At 58.4% G+C, this 14,418-nt stretch carries 12 protein-coding genes; 4 read left to right on the top strand and 8 right to left on the bottom strand.

Features of this window, described 5'->3' with window-relative positions:
- Window positions 1–32: 32 nt before the first annotated feature.
- A complete protein-coding gene (gene fdxA / locus Q1W15_RS15585) occupies window positions 33–356 on the top strand; it encodes a ferredoxin FdxA (protein WP_300730081.1) in 324 nt (107 codons plus the stop codon).
- 382 nt (window positions 357–738) lie between these two features.
- Here the strand turns inward: fdxA and Q1W15_RS15580 are convergent, their stop codons facing one another.
- Window positions 739–1,389 (bottom strand): TetR family transcriptional regulator, encoded by a 651-nt coding sequence (locus tag Q1W15_RS15580; RefSeq protein ID WP_300730080.1) that lies wholly within the window; start codon window positions 1,387–1,389, stop codon window positions 739–741.
- A gap of 265 nt (window positions 1,390–1,654) precedes the next feature.
- Between Q1W15_RS15580 and Q1W15_RS15575 the strand changes: the two genes are divergently transcribed.
- From Q1W15_RS15575 to Q1W15_RS15565, 3 genes are read left to right on the top strand one after another with little or no spacing between them, the layout of a single operon-like run.
- Entirely contained in the window at window positions 1,655–2,806 is a 1,152-nt protein-coding gene (locus Q1W15_RS15575; RefSeq protein ID WP_300730079.1) for an efflux RND transporter periplasmic adaptor subunit, read from the top strand.
- A gap of 3 nt (window positions 2,807–2,809) precedes the next feature.
- Complete coding sequence (locus Q1W15_RS15570; RefSeq protein ID WP_300730078.1) at window positions 2,810–5,965, top strand: efflux RND transporter permease subunit; 3,156 nt, start codon at window positions 2,810–2,812, stop codon at window positions 5,963–5,965.
- On the top strand, window positions 5,962–7,413 hold the full coding sequence (locus tag Q1W15_RS15565) for an AdeC/AdeK/OprM family multidrug efflux complex outer membrane factor (protein ID WP_300730077.1): 1,452 nt from the start codon (window positions 5,962–5,964) through the stop codon (window positions 7,411–7,413). The genes Q1W15_RS15570 and Q1W15_RS15565 overlap by 4 nt, the downstream gene beginning before the upstream one ends.
- A gap of 72 nt (window positions 7,414–7,485) precedes the next feature.
- Here the strand turns inward: Q1W15_RS15565 and pcaC are convergent, their stop codons facing one another.
- The 7 genes from pcaC to Q1W15_RS15530 all read right to left on the bottom strand — a co-directional run bounded on the left by pcaC (window position 7,486) and on the right by Q1W15_RS15530 (window position 14,369).
- Complete coding sequence (gene pcaC, locus Q1W15_RS15560; protein ID WP_300730076.1) at window positions 7,486–7,878, bottom strand: 4-carboxymuconolactone decarboxylase; 393 nt, start codon at window positions 7,876–7,878, stop codon at window positions 7,486–7,488.
- A gap of 10 nt (window positions 7,879–7,888) precedes the next feature.
- Window positions 7,889–8,689: a 3-oxoadipate enol-lactonase gene (gene pcaD / locus Q1W15_RS15555; RefSeq protein WP_300730075.1), complete on the bottom strand. Its 801-nt coding sequence runs from the start codon at window positions 8,687–8,689 to the stop codon at window positions 7,889–7,891.
- A 16-nt stretch (window positions 8,690–8,705) separates the two neighbouring features.
- Complete coding sequence (locus Q1W15_RS15550) at window positions 8,706–10,061, bottom strand: 3-carboxy-cis,cis-muconate cycloisomerase (RefSeq protein WP_300730074.1); 1,356 nt, start codon at window positions 10,059–10,061, stop codon at window positions 8,706–8,708.
- A 47-nt stretch (window positions 10,062–10,108) separates the two neighbouring features.
- Window positions 10,109–11,401, bottom strand: a complete 1,293-nt coding sequence (locus Q1W15_RS15545; protein WP_300730073.1) for an MFS family transporter — start codon at window positions 11,399–11,401, stop codon at window positions 10,109–10,111.
- A 129-nt stretch (window positions 11,402–11,530) separates the two neighbouring features.
- A complete protein-coding gene (gene pcaF, locus Q1W15_RS15540; protein WP_300730072.1) occupies window positions 11,531–12,736 on the bottom strand; it encodes a 3-oxoadipyl-CoA thiolase in 1,206 nt (401 codons plus the stop codon).
- Window positions 12,733–13,515 carry a CoA-transferase subunit beta gene (locus tag Q1W15_RS15535; protein ID WP_300730162.1) on the bottom strand — a complete coding sequence of 261 codons (783 nt, stop codon included), beginning with the start codon at window positions 13,513–13,515 and terminating at the stop codon, window positions 12,733–12,735. The genes pcaF and Q1W15_RS15535 overlap by 4 nt, the downstream gene beginning before the upstream one ends.
- Window positions 13,512–14,369 carry a CoA transferase subunit A gene (locus tag Q1W15_RS15530; RefSeq protein WP_300730071.1) on the bottom strand — a complete coding sequence of 286 codons (858 nt, stop codon included), beginning with the start codon at window positions 14,367–14,369 and terminating at the stop codon, window positions 13,512–13,514. The genes Q1W15_RS15535 and Q1W15_RS15530 overlap by 4 nt, the downstream gene beginning before the upstream one ends.
- Between the last annotated feature and the right edge of the window lie 49 nt (window positions 14,370–14,418).

The raw sequence follows: 14,418 nt of genomic DNA, 5'->3' as shown, positions 1-14,418 counted from the left end.
TTTGCCGCCGCCGCCTGAGGAGAGAATTAGAAATGACCTTCGTCGTCACCGACAACTGCATCAAGTGCAAGTACACCGACTGCGTAGAAGTCTGTCCGGTGGACTGCTTTTACGAAGGCCCGAACTTCCTGGTGATTCACCCGGATGAGTGCATCGACTGCGCGCTTTGTGAGCCTGAATGCCCCGCACAGGCCATTTTCTCTGAAGATGAGATCCCTGCCGGCATGGAAAACTTTATTCAGCTGAATGTGGAGCTGGCCGAAATCTGGCCAAACATCACTGAAAAGAAAGACGCTCTGCCGGACGCGGAAGAGTGGGACGGTAAGCCGAACAAGATCGCTGATCTGGAACGCTAAGCCGCACTGCAGTAAAAAAGCCCCGCCTCACTGTGAGCCGGGGCTTTTTGCGTTTTGGGAACAGGGTCCGCAGGTCAGACCATATGAGGGCTGAGAGGGCGCTCGTCGTGCACAGCGCTGATACGACTTCAAGAAACCAGATACAGGCTAGTCAGCCACACCCCGTATATTCAGTAGGAAACGGACCTGACCTGTGGGCCCTCTGCTTGCTCATACGACTTGGATGAGCCCTCTTTCCTTAACTCAGCCGTAACACTTAACCTACAAAATACTCAGCCCATTGGCTTTAAAGCTGCGCCATAGACGTATATAAAGGCCGTCGTGTATCAAAATGCGTTTCTACAGCAATCTTCCCTAGCCTTATGGCTTAGGGCTACTAGACTCATGCACAAATCGGATCCGGCCTACGTAAGCTAGGGCTGAATCGCAGCATTTCCAGGCAAGTGTCCACCAAGGACTCAGCATCCCGATGAAGATCAAAGCTGTCGGGAACCAGCAGCCATTGCCCTAGAACGCCGTTGATATAGGCATGCAAACAGATTGCAGCACGGTGGACATCAAGGGTTTCAGGGAGTTGTTTGCGATGGATGGCATTCGTCAAAGCCAGCTCGATTCGAACATTACAGTCGACACTCGCCACTTGGCGCTGACGGCGCAAATCGCTCATTTCGTCAGTGAATTCGCATTTATGAAACAAAATTTCATTAATACGTCGCGTTTTAGGTTCGAGCACAACCTGACGAAACAAATGCACCAGCAGCTTACGCATGCAGCCGAGCGGGTCCAGTTCGTCCTGGCTTTCACTGGCCTTGGCCATCTCTTCAAGCGGCTCATGCAAGCTGTCCAGCATGGCCTGCACCAACTCGGCCTTGTTGCTGAAGTGCCAATAGATAGCGCCTCGCGTCACACCTGCCAGAGCCGCTATGTCCGCGAGGGTGGTACGCGCAACGCCCCGCTCATAAAAGGCCTGCTCAGCCGATTCGAGGATTTTGCTCCGGGTTTCCTGAGCCTCTTCTTTGGTACGACGCGCCATGACAATAAAAACCTCAATCAGAAGAATCCGGATACCGGCGATCGCTTATCCAAACCAACATCGGGTGGCGCTTGTTATGCCTTATCCCGGCCTGCTACAGGCTTTAAAAAGGGCCCTGCGGCGTTCGGTACAGCGTGCCTCGTCTATTTACAAACAGACACGAATGTAAGTATATTTCATAGCAAGCTACTTATCCACCCGGAACAGCTTTCTTTACCCTTCCACTATTCTTGTGCGCTTTCGCGTGCCTGACCCGAGGACTTTCATGCAATTCAAGCCAGCTGTTACTGCTCTGGTTGCTGCCGTCACCCTGGCATCCCTGCTCAGCGGATGTAAAAAGGAAGAGGCGGCACCTGCCCCGCAAACCCCTCAGGTCGGCGTTGTCACGCTGAAAACTCAACCTTTTACCCTGACCACTGATCTCCCCGGTCGAACGACGTCTTATCGATCGGCTGAAGTTCGCCCACAAGTGAACGGCATTATTCTCAAGCGCCTGTTCAAGGAAGGCTCTGACGTCAAAGCCGGTCAGCAGCTGTATCAAATCGACCCCGCTATTTATGAAAGCAACGTGCTCAGCGCTCGGGCAACACTGCAATCAGCCAAATCGCTGGCTGAGCGTTACAAGCAGTTGGTCGCTGAGCAAGCTGTCAGCCGCCAGGAATACGACAATGCCGAGTCGGCACGCTTGCAGGCTGAAGCCGCGCTGAATACTGCACTGGTCAACCTGCGTTACACCAAAGTTCTGGCCCCTCTGTCGGGTCGTATCGGGCGTTCGCTGTACACCGAAGGGGCTCTGGTCACCAGCGGTCAAGCCAATGCGCTGGCTGTGATCACGCAACTGGACCCGATCTATGTGGACGTCACGCAGTCTTCTGTAGAAATGCTTGAGCTGCGCCGCGATTTGGCCGACGGCCGCTTGAAAAAGGCCGGTGAAAACGCAGCAAAGGTCAAACTGACCCTGCCTGATGGTGCCGAGTACCCGTTGGAAGGTCGCCTGGAGTTCAGCGAAGTCTCGGTGGATGAAACCACCGGTTCCGTGACGCTGCGCGCCGTGTTCCCTAACCCGAACGACACTTTGTTGCCGGGCATGTTTGTCCACGCGCAACTGGAAGCCGGCATCGACAGCAATGCCATTCTGGCACCGCAAATCGGCGTGACGCACAACCTCAAGGGCCAACCGACGGCAATGGTCGTGGGCCCGGATAACAAGGTTGAACTGCGTGTGCTTCAAGCGTCCCGTACCGTAGGCAACTACTGGTTGGTGGAAAAAGGCCTGAACGCTGGCGATCGATTGATTACAGACGGCCTGCAATACATCAGACCCGGTGCTGAAGTCAAAATCATGGAAAAACCACAAGGCGAAACCCCGGCATCCGCCCCGGCAACTGAAAAAGCTACGGGCAGCAAAGGGGAATAAACCATGTCGAAATTTTTTATCGACCGTCCGATTTTCGCTTGGGTAATTGCCCTGGTGATCATGCTGGTCGGGGCTCTATCGATTCTCAAACTGCCCATCAACCAATACCCGAGCATTGCACCTCCGGCCATTTCGATCTCTGTGAGCTACCCGGGCGCTTCGGCGCAAACCGTGCAGGACACCGTGGTCCAAGTGATCGAGCAACAGCTCAACGGGATTGACCACCTGCGTTATGTGTCGTCGGAAAGTAACTCTGACGGCAGCATGACCATCACCGCCACCTTCGACCAGGGCACTGACCCCGATACCGCTCAGGTTCAGGTGCAGAACAAGCTCAACCTGGCCACGCCACTGTTGCCTCAAGAGGTTCAGCAACAGGGCATCCGTGTGACCAAGGCGGTGAAAAACTTCCTGATGGTGATCGGCGTGGTGTCGGAAGACGGCACCATGAACAAGGACGATTTGTCCAACTACATCGTGTCCAACATGCAGGACCCGATCTCCCGTACCGAAGGTGTGGGTGACTTCCAGGTGTTCGGTGCCCAGTACGCGATGCGTATCTGGCTGAACCCGTCCAAATTGAACAAGTACAACCTGACACCGGTGGACGTTAAGTCGGCCATCGCGGCTCAGAACGTACAGGTGTCTTCCGGGCAATTGGGTGGCCTGCCAGCCGTCAAAGGCCAGGAGCTGAACGCTACCATCATCGGCAAAACGCGCCTGCAGAGCGCCGAGGAGTTCAATAAAATCCTGCTCAAGGTCAACACCGACGGTTCCCAGGTTCGCTTGAAAGACGTCGCTGACGTCGCCCTGGGCGGCGAGAACTACAGCATCAGCGCTCAGTTCAACGGTAAAGCGTCATCGGGCCTTGCCATCAAACTGGCGACCGGTGCCAACGCACTGGACACCGCCAAGGCACTGCGTCAGACCATCAAAGACCTGGAACCGTTCTTCCCGCCAGGCATGAAAGTGGTTTACCCCTATGACACCACGCCAGTGGTCTCCGCCTCGATCAAGGGTGTGGTTGAAACCCTGGTTGAAGCCGTCGTACTGGTGTTCCTGGTGATGTTCCTGTTCTTGCAGAACTTCCGCGCCACCATCATCACCACGATGACGGTGCCTGTGGTGTTGCTGGGTACCTTCGGGATTCTGGCCGCAGCGGGCTTCAGCATTAACACCCTGACCATGTTCGGCATGGTACTGGCCATCGGCTTGCTGGTGGACGATGCCATTGTTGTGGTGGAAAACGTCGAGCGGGTGATGGCCGAAGAAGGCCTGTCGCCTAAAGAAGCCACCAAGAAATCCATGGGCCAGATCCAGGGTGCTCTGGTGGGTATTGCCCTGGTGCTGTCGGCTGTATTGCTGCCGATGGCCTTCTTCGGCGGCTCTACAGGTGTGATTTACCGCCAGTTCTCCATCACCATCGTGTCAGCAATGGGCCTCTCGGTACTGGTTGCCCTGATCTTCACCCCGGCCCTGTGCGCCACCATGCTCAAGCCGATTGCCAAAGGTGATCACGGCGAGAACAAGCGCGGTTTCTTCGGCTGGTTCAACCGCACCTTCGACAGCGGCGTGAAGCGGTACGAAAACAGCGTGGCCAGCATTCTGCGCCACAAGGCACCGTACCTGCTGGCCTACGTACTGATCGTGGTCGGCATGGTGTTCCTGTTCACCCGTATCCCTACCTCCTTCCTGCCGGAAGAAGACCAAGGCGTACTGTTTGCACAGGTTCAAACGCCACCGGGCACCACCGCAGAGCGCACGCAGGATGTTATCGATCGCATGCGTGAGTACCTGCTCACGGATGAATCGGCGGCCGTGTCTTCTGTCTTTACCGTAAACGGCTTCAACTTTGCGGGTCGCGGTCAAAGCTCGGGCATGGCGTTCATTATGCTCAAGCCCTGGGGCGACCGTGATGCGGACAACAGCGTATTTGCGCTGGCCGCGCGGGCCCAGAAACACTTCTCCACTTTCCGCGATGCCATGGTGTTCGCCTTTGCCCCGCCGGCCGTTATGGAGCTGGGTAACGCCACCGGTTTTGACGTTTACCTGCAAGACCGTGCCGGTATCGGTCACGAGAAGCTGATGGAGGCCCGTAACCAGTTCCTGGGGATGGCCGCCCAAAGCAAGGTGCTGGCCGGTGTGCGGCCAAACGGCATGAACGATGAACCGCAATACCGCCTGATCATCGACGATGAGGCCGCCCGCGCCCAAGGCGTGAGCCTGTCGGACATTAACAGCACGCTGTCCATTGGCCTGGGTGCCAGCTACGTCAACGACTTCATTGACCGTGGGCGCGTGAAGAAAGTGTTCCTGCAGGGCGATGCCGAATCGCGGATGAACCCTGAAGACCTGAAGAAATGGTACGTGCGCAACGCTGAAGGCACGATGGTTCCGTTCTCGGCCTTTGCCCGCGGTGAATGGACTTATGGCCCACCAAAACTGTCGCGCTATAACGGCGTCGAAGCCATGGAAATCCTGGGTACTCCGGCTCCGGGCTACAGCAGCGGCGAGGCGATGGCTGAAGTTGAAGCCTTGGCCAAGAAGCTGCCGCCAGGCGTAGGTATCTCTTGGACAGGCCTGTCTTACGAGGAACGTCTGTCAGGCTCGCAAGCGCCTGCCCTGTACGCGATCTCTCTGCTGATGGTATTCCTGTGCCTAGCGGCTCTGTACGAAAGCTGGTCGATCCCGATTGCGGTCATGCTGGTTGTGCCCCTGGGGATTATCGGTGCGTTGATGGCCACCAGCCTGCGCGGGCTGTCCAACGACGTGTACTTCCAGGTGGGGCTGTTAACGACCATCGGGCTGGCAGCCAAAAACGCCATCCTGATCGTCGAATTCGCCAAAGAGTTGCATGAACAAGGACGCACCCTGACTGAAGCAGCCATTGAAGCGTGCCGCATGCGTTTGCGCCCGATTATCATGACCTCGCTGGCCTTCATCCTCGGCGTTATCCCGCTGGCGATTTCCCATGGCGCAGGTTCCGGCAGCCAACACGCCATCGGTACAGGCGTCATCGGGGGCATGCTGAGTGCAACCATCCTGGCCATCTTCTGGGTGCCATTGTTCTTTGTTGCCGTGTCGGCCATTGGCAGCAAAAAGCAGCCTGAGACCGCTGCGGATCTGACTAAAACTCCAAACAACGAGGCTGGCCAATGAGCAAGTCCCTTCTAGCCCTGGCCGTCACGGCGTTTACGCTGAGCGGCTGCTCACTGATCCCGGATTACCAGCGCCCTGAAGCGCCGGTCGCCGCGCAGTACCCGCAAGGCCCGGCCTACTCGCCAACCGAGGCGGCCAACCAGGCCGCTGCGGAACAAGGCTGGCGCCAGTTTTTCCATGACCCGGCCCTGCAGCAGTTGATTCAGACCGCGCTGGTCAACAACCGCGACCTGCGGGTCGCCGCGTTGAACATTGATGCGTATGCCGCGCAGTACCGTATTCAGCGGGCTGACCTGTTCCCGGCCGTGAGCGCCAATGCCAGCGGTAGCCGTCAACGCACCCCGGCGCGCTTGTCACAAACCGGCGAATCCGGCATCACCAGCCAATACTCGGCGACCCTTGGGGTCAGCGCGTATGAACTGGACCTGTTTGGCCGGGTGCGCAGCCTGAGCGATCAAGCGCTGCAAAACTACTTCGCAACTGAGGAAGCCCGACGTTCCACCCAGATCAGTCTGGTGGCCAGTGTCGCCAATGCTTACTTGACCTGGCAGGCGGATAAAGAGCTGCTCAAGCTCACCGAAGACACGCTCAAGGCCTTCGACGAAAGCTACAAACTGACCTTGCGCAGCAATGAAGTGGGCGTCGCTTCAGCCCTGGAACTGAGCCAGTCGCGCACATCGGTCGAAAACGCCAAAGTGCAATTGGCCCGGTACACCCGCCAGGTGGCTCAGGATCAGAACAGCCTCGCGCTGTTGCTGGGCACGACCATCCCGGAGAACCTGCCGGCAAGTAAACCGCTGGCAGCCGACCTGTTGAATGACATGCCGGCAGGCTTGCCGTCCGACTTGCTGCAACGTCGACCGGACATTCTCGAAGCTGAGCACAAGTTACTGGCCGCCAACGCCAATATCGGTGCAGCACGGGCTGCATTCTTCCCGAGCATTAGCCTCACGGCCAATGCCGGGACCTTGAGCCCGGACCTGTCCGGGTTGTTCAAGGGGGGCTCCGGCACCTGGCTGTTCTCACCGCAAATCAACCTGCCGATCTTTAACGCAGGGGCTTTGCGCGCGAGCCTGGACTACTCGAAAATCCAGAAGGACATCACCGTTTCTCAGTACGAGAAGGCGATCCAGACGGCATTCCAGGAAGTCTCGGATGGCCTGGCAGCGCGCCAGACCTACAATCAGCAGTTGCAGGCACAGAACGATTTCGTCAACGCCAACCAGGATTACTACCGGTTAGCCGAACGCCGTTATCGCATTGGCATCGACAGCAACCTGACGTTCCTCGATGCACAGCGCTCGCTGTTCAGTGCTCAGCAATCGTTGATCACCGATCGCTTGTCGCAATTGACCAGTGAGGTCAATCTGTACAAGGCCTTGGGAGGTGGTTGGTACGAACAGACCGGGCAAAACCATCCCATCCCGGATACCCCCCCAAAAGCGTGATACCTCGCGTTTAAACAACAAACCCGCCAATTGGCGGGTTTGTTGTTCAGGGTGTCGAATGCCCCCGGCTCTTCACTCGCGGGACTCAACCCCCAACTCATCCCACACGGACTCCGCCAGGTGGAACGTGGCGTTGGCTGCCGGGATACCGCAGTAAATCGCGCTCTGCATCAGCACTTCCTTGATCTCGGCACGGGTCACGCCATTATTGGCCGCAGCACGCAGGTGCAGCTTGAGCTCTTCGTTGCGGTTCATCCCGATCAACATGGCAATGGTGATCAGGCTACGGGTATGCCGCGGCAAGCCGGGGCGAGTCCAGATATCACCCCAGGCGTGGCGGGTGATCATCTCCTGAAACTCACTGTTGAACTCGGTCAATGCGTTCAGGCTGCGGTCCACATGGGCATCGCCCAGCACCGCGCGGCGTACCTTCATGCCTTCGTCGTAGCGTTGTTGCTCGTCCATCAAGTGTTCCTCAAGCCGTGTGTTCAGCTAACAGAAAATCCACGACGCATTGGCTGAACGCGTCGCCAGCCTGCACGTTGGACAAATGGGCCGCGTAAAACTCGGCGTACTGGGCTCCGTGCACCTGCTGCTGGATGAAATGGCTGCCCGCGGGCGGCGTAACGGCATCTTCAGTGCCTGCGATCACGAGCAGCGGCACCTCAATGGCACCCAACTGCTGACGAAAATCGGCATCGCGCACCGCACCACAGTTGGCGGCGTAACCTTGGGGCGAGGTAGCGGCCAGCATGTCAGTGATGCGCTTGGCTTGATCCGGGTGGGCCTGGGCGTAATCCGGGGTAAACCAGCGGGCAATGGACGCATCGCGCAGCCCGGCCATGGCCGGTGCTCCCTCGCGCAGCACGGTTTCGATCCGCGGGTTCCACATGGCAGGCTCGCCAATTTTGGCTGCGGTGTTACAAACCACCAATTTTTTCAGTCGCGAACCGGCATTGACTCCCAACCATTGGCCGATCAACCCGCCCATGGACAACCCGCAAAAATGTGCCTGCTGGATATCGAGCGCGTCCAGCAGCGCCAACACATCCTTACCCAACTGCTCGATGCTGTAAGGGCCCTCGGTCACCAATGATTCGCCGTGACCGCGCGTGTCATAACGCAGCACCTGAAAATGCTGACTGAACGCTGGAATCTGGGTATCCCACATGTTCAGATCCGTGCCCAGCGAGTTGGACAACACCAATACCGGCGCACCTTGCGGCCCGTCGAGCTGGTAGTTGAGTTCACCTTCAGCGAGTTGTACACGTCCCACGCAGTGCTCCTTTTTATCATTGAATCGCAAAATGCTCGGCCCGCGCGCGCTCGACCCACGTCGTCGCTTGACCGAGGTAATGGGCCGGATCGAGCAAGCGATCCAGTTCGTCTGTTGAGAGGTGCTCAGTGACGTGAGGCTCGTCGCCCAGCACCGCACGCAAGTGCCGTTGTTCGGCCACCGCGCGCTTGCAGCATTGCTCCAGCAGATGGTGCGCCGTTTCGCGCCCGACCCGTTGAGCCAATACGATGCTGACCGCTTCTGCCAGTACCAACCCGTGGGTAAGGTCCAGATTACGCAGCATGCGCCCGCCATCCACTTCCATGCCTTGGGCCATATTGAGCGCCTGCACCAATGCGCCAGACACCAGGCAACAGATTTCAGGCAAGGTTTCCCACTCGGCATGCCACAACCCGAGGCTGCGCTCATGCTCTTGTGGCATGGCGCTGAACAGCGTGCTCAGCAGCCCGGGAACACGGGTCGCGGCGCTGATCAGCACCGCACAACCTACCGGGTTGCGTTTGTGCGGCATGGTCGAAGACCCGCCCTTGCCGGGCGCAGACGGCTCAAATACCTCGGCCGCTTCGGTTTGCATCAGCAGGCTGATATCTCGCCCCATCTTGCCCAGGCTGCCGGCAATAAGCCCCAACACCGCACCAAACTCCACCAAACGATCGCGCTGGGTGTGCCAGGGCTGATCGGGCAGGTTCAAGCTCAGTTCATCCGCCAATGCATGGGCCACCGGCATGGCCTGGTCACCCAGTGCGGCGAGGGTGCCCGACGCGCCACCAAATTGCAGGCACAGCAATCGCGGCTTCAGTTCATGCAGGCGCTGGCGACTGCGGCTGACAGCCCCCAGCCAACCGGCGATTTTCATACCCAATGTGACGGGTGTGGCCTGCTGCAACCACGTGCGCCCCGCCAGCGGCGTCGTGGCATAGCGTTGCGCCTGCTGGGCCAATACGTCGCCCATCAGCGCCAGGTCCCGTTCGACCAGTTCAAAGGCAGCGCGCAATTGCAGCACCAGGCCGCTGTCCATCACATCCTGGCTCGTTGCACCCAGGTGCACGTAACGTTCCGCCTCGGGATCGGTGCTGGCAATTTGCTTGCCCAATGCTTTCACCAAGGGAATTGCGGAATTACCGGCGCTGGCGATGGCCTGGCCCAACGCATCAAAGTCATACAGGTGTGCCTGGCAAGCCTGCGCAATCGGTTCCACCGCTGACTCGGGGATCAACCCCACGCGAGCTTGGGCCCTTGCCAACGCGGCTTCAACGTCAAGCATGGCTTGCACGCGGCCGTGATCGGAAAACACCTCACCCATGGCGTGGGCAGTGAAGTAGGCATCGAACAGTTGATTACGCGTACTCATAATCCATCCTTTGAGGGCGCGCGCCGGTCATGGGCGCGCGCCGTGCATCACACGTCGTGGTGCAGGTATTTGGGTTGCTTGGGCAAACGGAAGCTAAATAGAAACGCAATGGCCATCATGGCCGTTACATACCAGTAGAACGTGTTTTCCATGCCCATGGACTTGAGGCCCAGTGCCACATACTCCGCCGAGCCACCAAAAATCGCGTTAGCTACGGCATAGGCCAGCCCCACGCCCAGCGCTCGGACCTGAGGTGGGAACATCTCGGCTTTAACCAGACCACTGATCGAGGTGTAAAAGCTGACAATCGCCAGTGCCAATGTAATCAGCACAAACGCCAAAAACGGGCTGCTGACGGTTTTCAGGCTCAACAGAATCGGGACAGTACACAACGTGCCCAAACCGCCAAACCACAGCATCGAGTTACGACGGCCAATCTTGTCTGCCAGCATGCCGAACAGCGGCTGCATGCACATGTAAAGGAAGAGCGCACCGGTCATGATGTAACTGGCGGTCTTGGCGTGCATACCGGCGGTGTTCACCAGGTACTTCTGCATATAAGTGGTGAAGGTGTAGAAAATCAACGAACCGCCTGCGGTGTAACCCAGCACGGTGATAAAGGCGGCTTTGTGGTCGCGGAACAACGCCGCGATACTGCCCGCATCTTTGTCCTGACGCGTTTGCGCGCTGGTGGTTTCTTTCAAGGTACGGCGCAGCAGCAAGGAAATCACGGCCGCAATGGCCCCGATCACAAACGGTACACGCCAGCCCCAGGCACGCAGTTCGTCTTCTGACAGAAACTGCTGAAGAATCACCACCACCAATACGGCCAGCAACTGCCCGCCAATCAGGGTGACGTATTGGAAAGACGCGAAGAACCCGCGCTGGCCCTTGAGCGCTACTTCACTCATGTAGGTGGCCGTGGTGCCGTACTCGCCACCCACCGACAGGCCTTGAAACAACCGTGCCAACAGCAGCAGCGCCGGTGCCCAGGCACCAATCGACTCATAGGTCGGTAAAAAGGCAATCACCAGAGATCCGGCGCACATCATCAGCACCGAGATCATCATGGAGTTCTTGCGCCCATGCTTGTCGGCCACCCGCCCAAACACCCAACCGCCGATAGGCCGCATCAGGAAACCGGCGGCAAATACGCCAGCCGTGTTCAGTAGCTGAACCGTCGGGTCATCAGAAGGAAAAAAAGCAGGGGCAAAGTAAATGGCACAAAAGGCATACACGTAAAAGTCGAACCATTCGACCAGGTTGCCGGAAGACGCACCGACAATCGCAAAAATCCTTTTTTTGCGCTCTTCTCCTGTGTAGTGAGTTTCTGTAGTCATGGCTAGGCACTCATCGAGGTTTAGTAGCAATCAGACATACCTTGCAACATTTAACGCCGTAACCACAATAAGCCGAACGACTGAAGGTCAGTCGCCCGGCTTTTGGCGAACACGTAAAGCGTAGCGCGATCAGACGCGCTCGATAGCCAGGGCAAGGCCTTGCCCTACGCCGACGCACATCGTGGCCAGACCTTTTTTACCGCCGGTTTTTTCCAGCTGATGTAACGCAGTCATGACGATCCGTGCGCCGCTCATGCCCAGCGGGTGTCCCAAGGCAATAGCTCCGCCGTTGGGATTGACCTGCGGCGCATCGTCGGCCAGGCCCAACTCGCGCAGCACCGCCAGGCCCTGGCTGGCGAATGCTTCGTTCAGTTCGATCACGTCAAAATCTGTGACCACCAGGCCCAGGCGCTCCACCAATTTGCGCACAGCCGGCACCGGGCCAATACCCATCACTCGGGGCGCAACGCCGGCGCTGGCCATTCCCAGCACGCGGGCGCGGGGGGTCAGGCCGTGGCGTTTCACCGCGTCGGCCGAGGCGAGAATCAGCGCCGCCGCACCATCATTGACCCCCGAGGCATTGCCAGCGGTCACGGTTTTATCCGGCCCGTTGACGGGCTTTAGCCGGCTCAGGGTTTCAAGGGTGGTGTCGGCACGGGGGTGCTCGTCCTGCTCAACCACGGTTTCACCCTTTTTATGGGTGATACGCACTGGCACGATTTCCTCAGCAAAGTAGCCGGCCGCTTGCGCCGCCGCCGTTCGCTGCTGGCTACGCAGGGCAAAGGCGTCCTGATCGGCACGGGAAATACCGTAGTCATCGGCCACGTTATCGGCGGTCTGCGGCATAGCGTCCACACCGTACTGGGCTTTCATCAGCGGGTTGATAAAGCGCCAGCCGATGGTGGTGTCTTCCAGCTTCATCGTGCGTGAAAACGCAGCATCGGCCTTGCCCATCACAAAGGGGGCACGGGACATCGATTCGACACCCCCGGCAATCGCCAGCTCCATCTCGCCGCTAGCAATGGCGCGGAATGCGGTGCCGATCGCGTCCATGCCCGAAGCGCACAGGCGGTTCAAGGTCACGCCAGGAACGGTGTCTGGCAGACCGGCGAGCAATGCCGCCATGCGGGCGACGTTGCGATTGTCTTCACCGGCCTGGTTGGCACAGCCGAAAAACACTTCGTCCACCTCGTCCCATTTCACGCTCGGGTTACGCGTCATCAAGGCCTTGATTGGGGTCGCGGCCAGGTCGTCAGCGCGAACGGCGGCCAGGCCACCGCCAAAGCGCCCGATCGGGGTACGGATCGCGTCACAGATATAAACGTCGCGCATCACGCTTCTCCCGGTGCTTGGCCGTGGGCCACTGCGGTACGCGCTTCCAGATCGCGCAGCGCTTCAAGCTCTACCTCAGTCGGTGCCGCAGTGTGCTCTACGTGATCGGCAAAACGCACGGCCCAGCCCGTGGCTGCGACCACTTGCTCACGGGTAACGCCCGGGTGCAGTGCCGTGACGACAAATTCGTTGGTTTGCGCCTCCGGTTCCATGATGCACAAGTCCGTAATGATGCCCACCGGCCCAGCACCCGGCAGGCCCAGGCGTTGGCGTGAATCGCCGCCCTCGCCATGGCCGACTGACGTAATGAAATCCAGTTTGTCGACAAACGAACGGGCTGACTGCTTGAGAATAATCAGCACACTTTTCGCTGAACCGGCAATCTCCGGCGCACCACCAGCTCCCGGCAAGCGAACTTTAGGGTGGTGGTAATCCCCCACAACGGTGGTGTTGATGTTACCGAAGCGGTCAACCTGCGCGGCCCCCAAAAAGCCAACATCCACGCGACCACCTTGCAGCCAGTAACGAAAGATTTCGCTGGTCGAGACCACAGTATCAGCGGTTTCGGCCAGCTCGCCATCACCGATGGACAGCGGCAGCACGTTGGGCTTTGCGCCGATCGGCCCGGACTCGTAGATCAATACGACGTCCGGGGACGAAGTCAGGCGCGCCAGGTTGGCGGCCTTGGAAGGCAGGCCAATGCCAACAAAGCACACTGAACCGTTTTTCAGGCGGCGGGCAGCGGCGACGGTCATCATTTCGTTGGTGGAGTAAGTCATTATTTTGCCTCCGAAGCGCGGGCCAGCTTGGCCTGGAACTCACTGAAATTCGCAGTGCCACGGATGTATTCGTTAATCCAGGCAGTAAACGTCTCACGATCGCGGGCAATCGGATCCCACGCTTGATAGAAGCGGTTATCACGCTCGGTGTAACCATGAGCGTAGGAAGGGTGCGCCCCGCCCGGCACATGGCAAACGGCGCTCAACGCCCAGGTAGGCAGCACGCACGCATTCATCGGAGCCTGCAAATCGTCGACAATCTCTTCAACCGTCACAATGCACCGCTTGGCCGCCAGTGCGGCTTCTTTTTGCACGCCCAGAATGCCCCACAGCAACACGTTGCCTTTGCGGTCTGCTTTTTGGGCATGAATCACGGTGACATCCGGGCGTACTGAAGGCACAGCGGCCAGTACTTCGCCAGTGAACGGGCACGTCACGGTTTTGATCAGCGGGTTGACCTTGGGCAGGTCAGAGCCTGCATAAGCGCGCAGTACCGCAAAGGGCAAGCCCGAAGCCCCTGCCACATAAGCATTGGCCAGGTCAGCGTGACTGTGTTCTTCGATCTCCAGCGGCTGCGGCCACTGTTTTTCGACAGCATCGCGCAGACGGTGCAACGAGCCGACACCTGGATTACCGCCCCAAGAGAAAATCAACTTGCGGGCACACCCGGCTCCGATCAACTGGTCGTAGATCAAGTCAGGTGTCATACGCACCAGAGTCAGGTCTTTCTTGCCTTGACGAATGATTTCATGACCGGCTGCGGTCGGAATGAGATGTGTAAAACCTTCGAGGGCAAGGGTGTCGCCGTCGTTCACAAACTGTTTCACGGCGTCGTGCAGCGAGATGATATCTGCCATCTGGGGTAGCTCCCGATTGTTGTAGGCCACTGAGCGTTGGAGGTGCGCC

Source organism: Pseudomonas sp. (genome assembly GCF_030150285.1).
Classification (GTDB): domain Bacteria; phylum Pseudomonadota; class Gammaproteobacteria; order Pseudomonadales; family Pseudomonadaceae; genus Aquipseudomonas.
The sequence above is the reverse complement of the archived record's forward strand: the minus strand, read 5'-3'. Positions and strand labels throughout refer to the sequence as shown.

What these genes read in the sequence shown, in the direction of transcription:
- fdxA (WP_300730081.1), top strand. Translation starts at nt 33, where the DNA reads ATGACCTTCGTCGTCACCGACAACTGCATCAAGTGCAAGTACACCGAC.
- Q1W15_RS15580 (WP_300730080.1), bottom strand. Translation starts at nt 1,389, where the DNA reads ATGGCGCGTCGTACCAAAGAAGAGGCTCAGGAAACCCGGAGCAAAATC.
- Q1W15_RS15575 (WP_300730079.1), top strand. Translation starts at nt 1,655, where the DNA reads ATGCAATTCAAGCCAGCTGTTACTGCTCTGGTTGCTGCCGTCACCCTG.
- Q1W15_RS15570 (WP_300730078.1), top strand. Translation starts at nt 2,810, where the DNA reads ATGTCGAAATTTTTTATCGACCGTCCGATTTTCGCTTGGGTAATTGCC.
- Q1W15_RS15565 (WP_300730077.1), top strand. Translation starts at nt 5,962, where the DNA reads ATGAGCAAGTCCCTTCTAGCCCTGGCCGTCACGGCGTTTACGCTGAGC.
- pcaC (WP_300730076.1), bottom strand. Translation starts at nt 7,878, where the DNA reads ATGGACGAGCAACAACGCTACGACGAAGGCATGAAGGTACGCCGCGCG.
- Q1W15_RS15550 (WP_300730074.1), bottom strand. Translation starts at nt 10,061, where the DNA reads ATGAGTACGCGTAATCAACTGTTCGATGCCTACTTCACTGCCCACGCC.
- Q1W15_RS15545 (WP_300730073.1), bottom strand. Translation starts at nt 11,401, where the DNA reads ATGACTACAGAAACTCACTACACAGGAGAAGAGCGCAAAAAAAGGATT.
- Q1W15_RS15530 (WP_300730071.1), bottom strand. Translation starts at nt 14,369, where the DNA reads ATGGCAGATATCATCTCGCTGCACGACGCCGTGAAACAGTTTGTGAAC.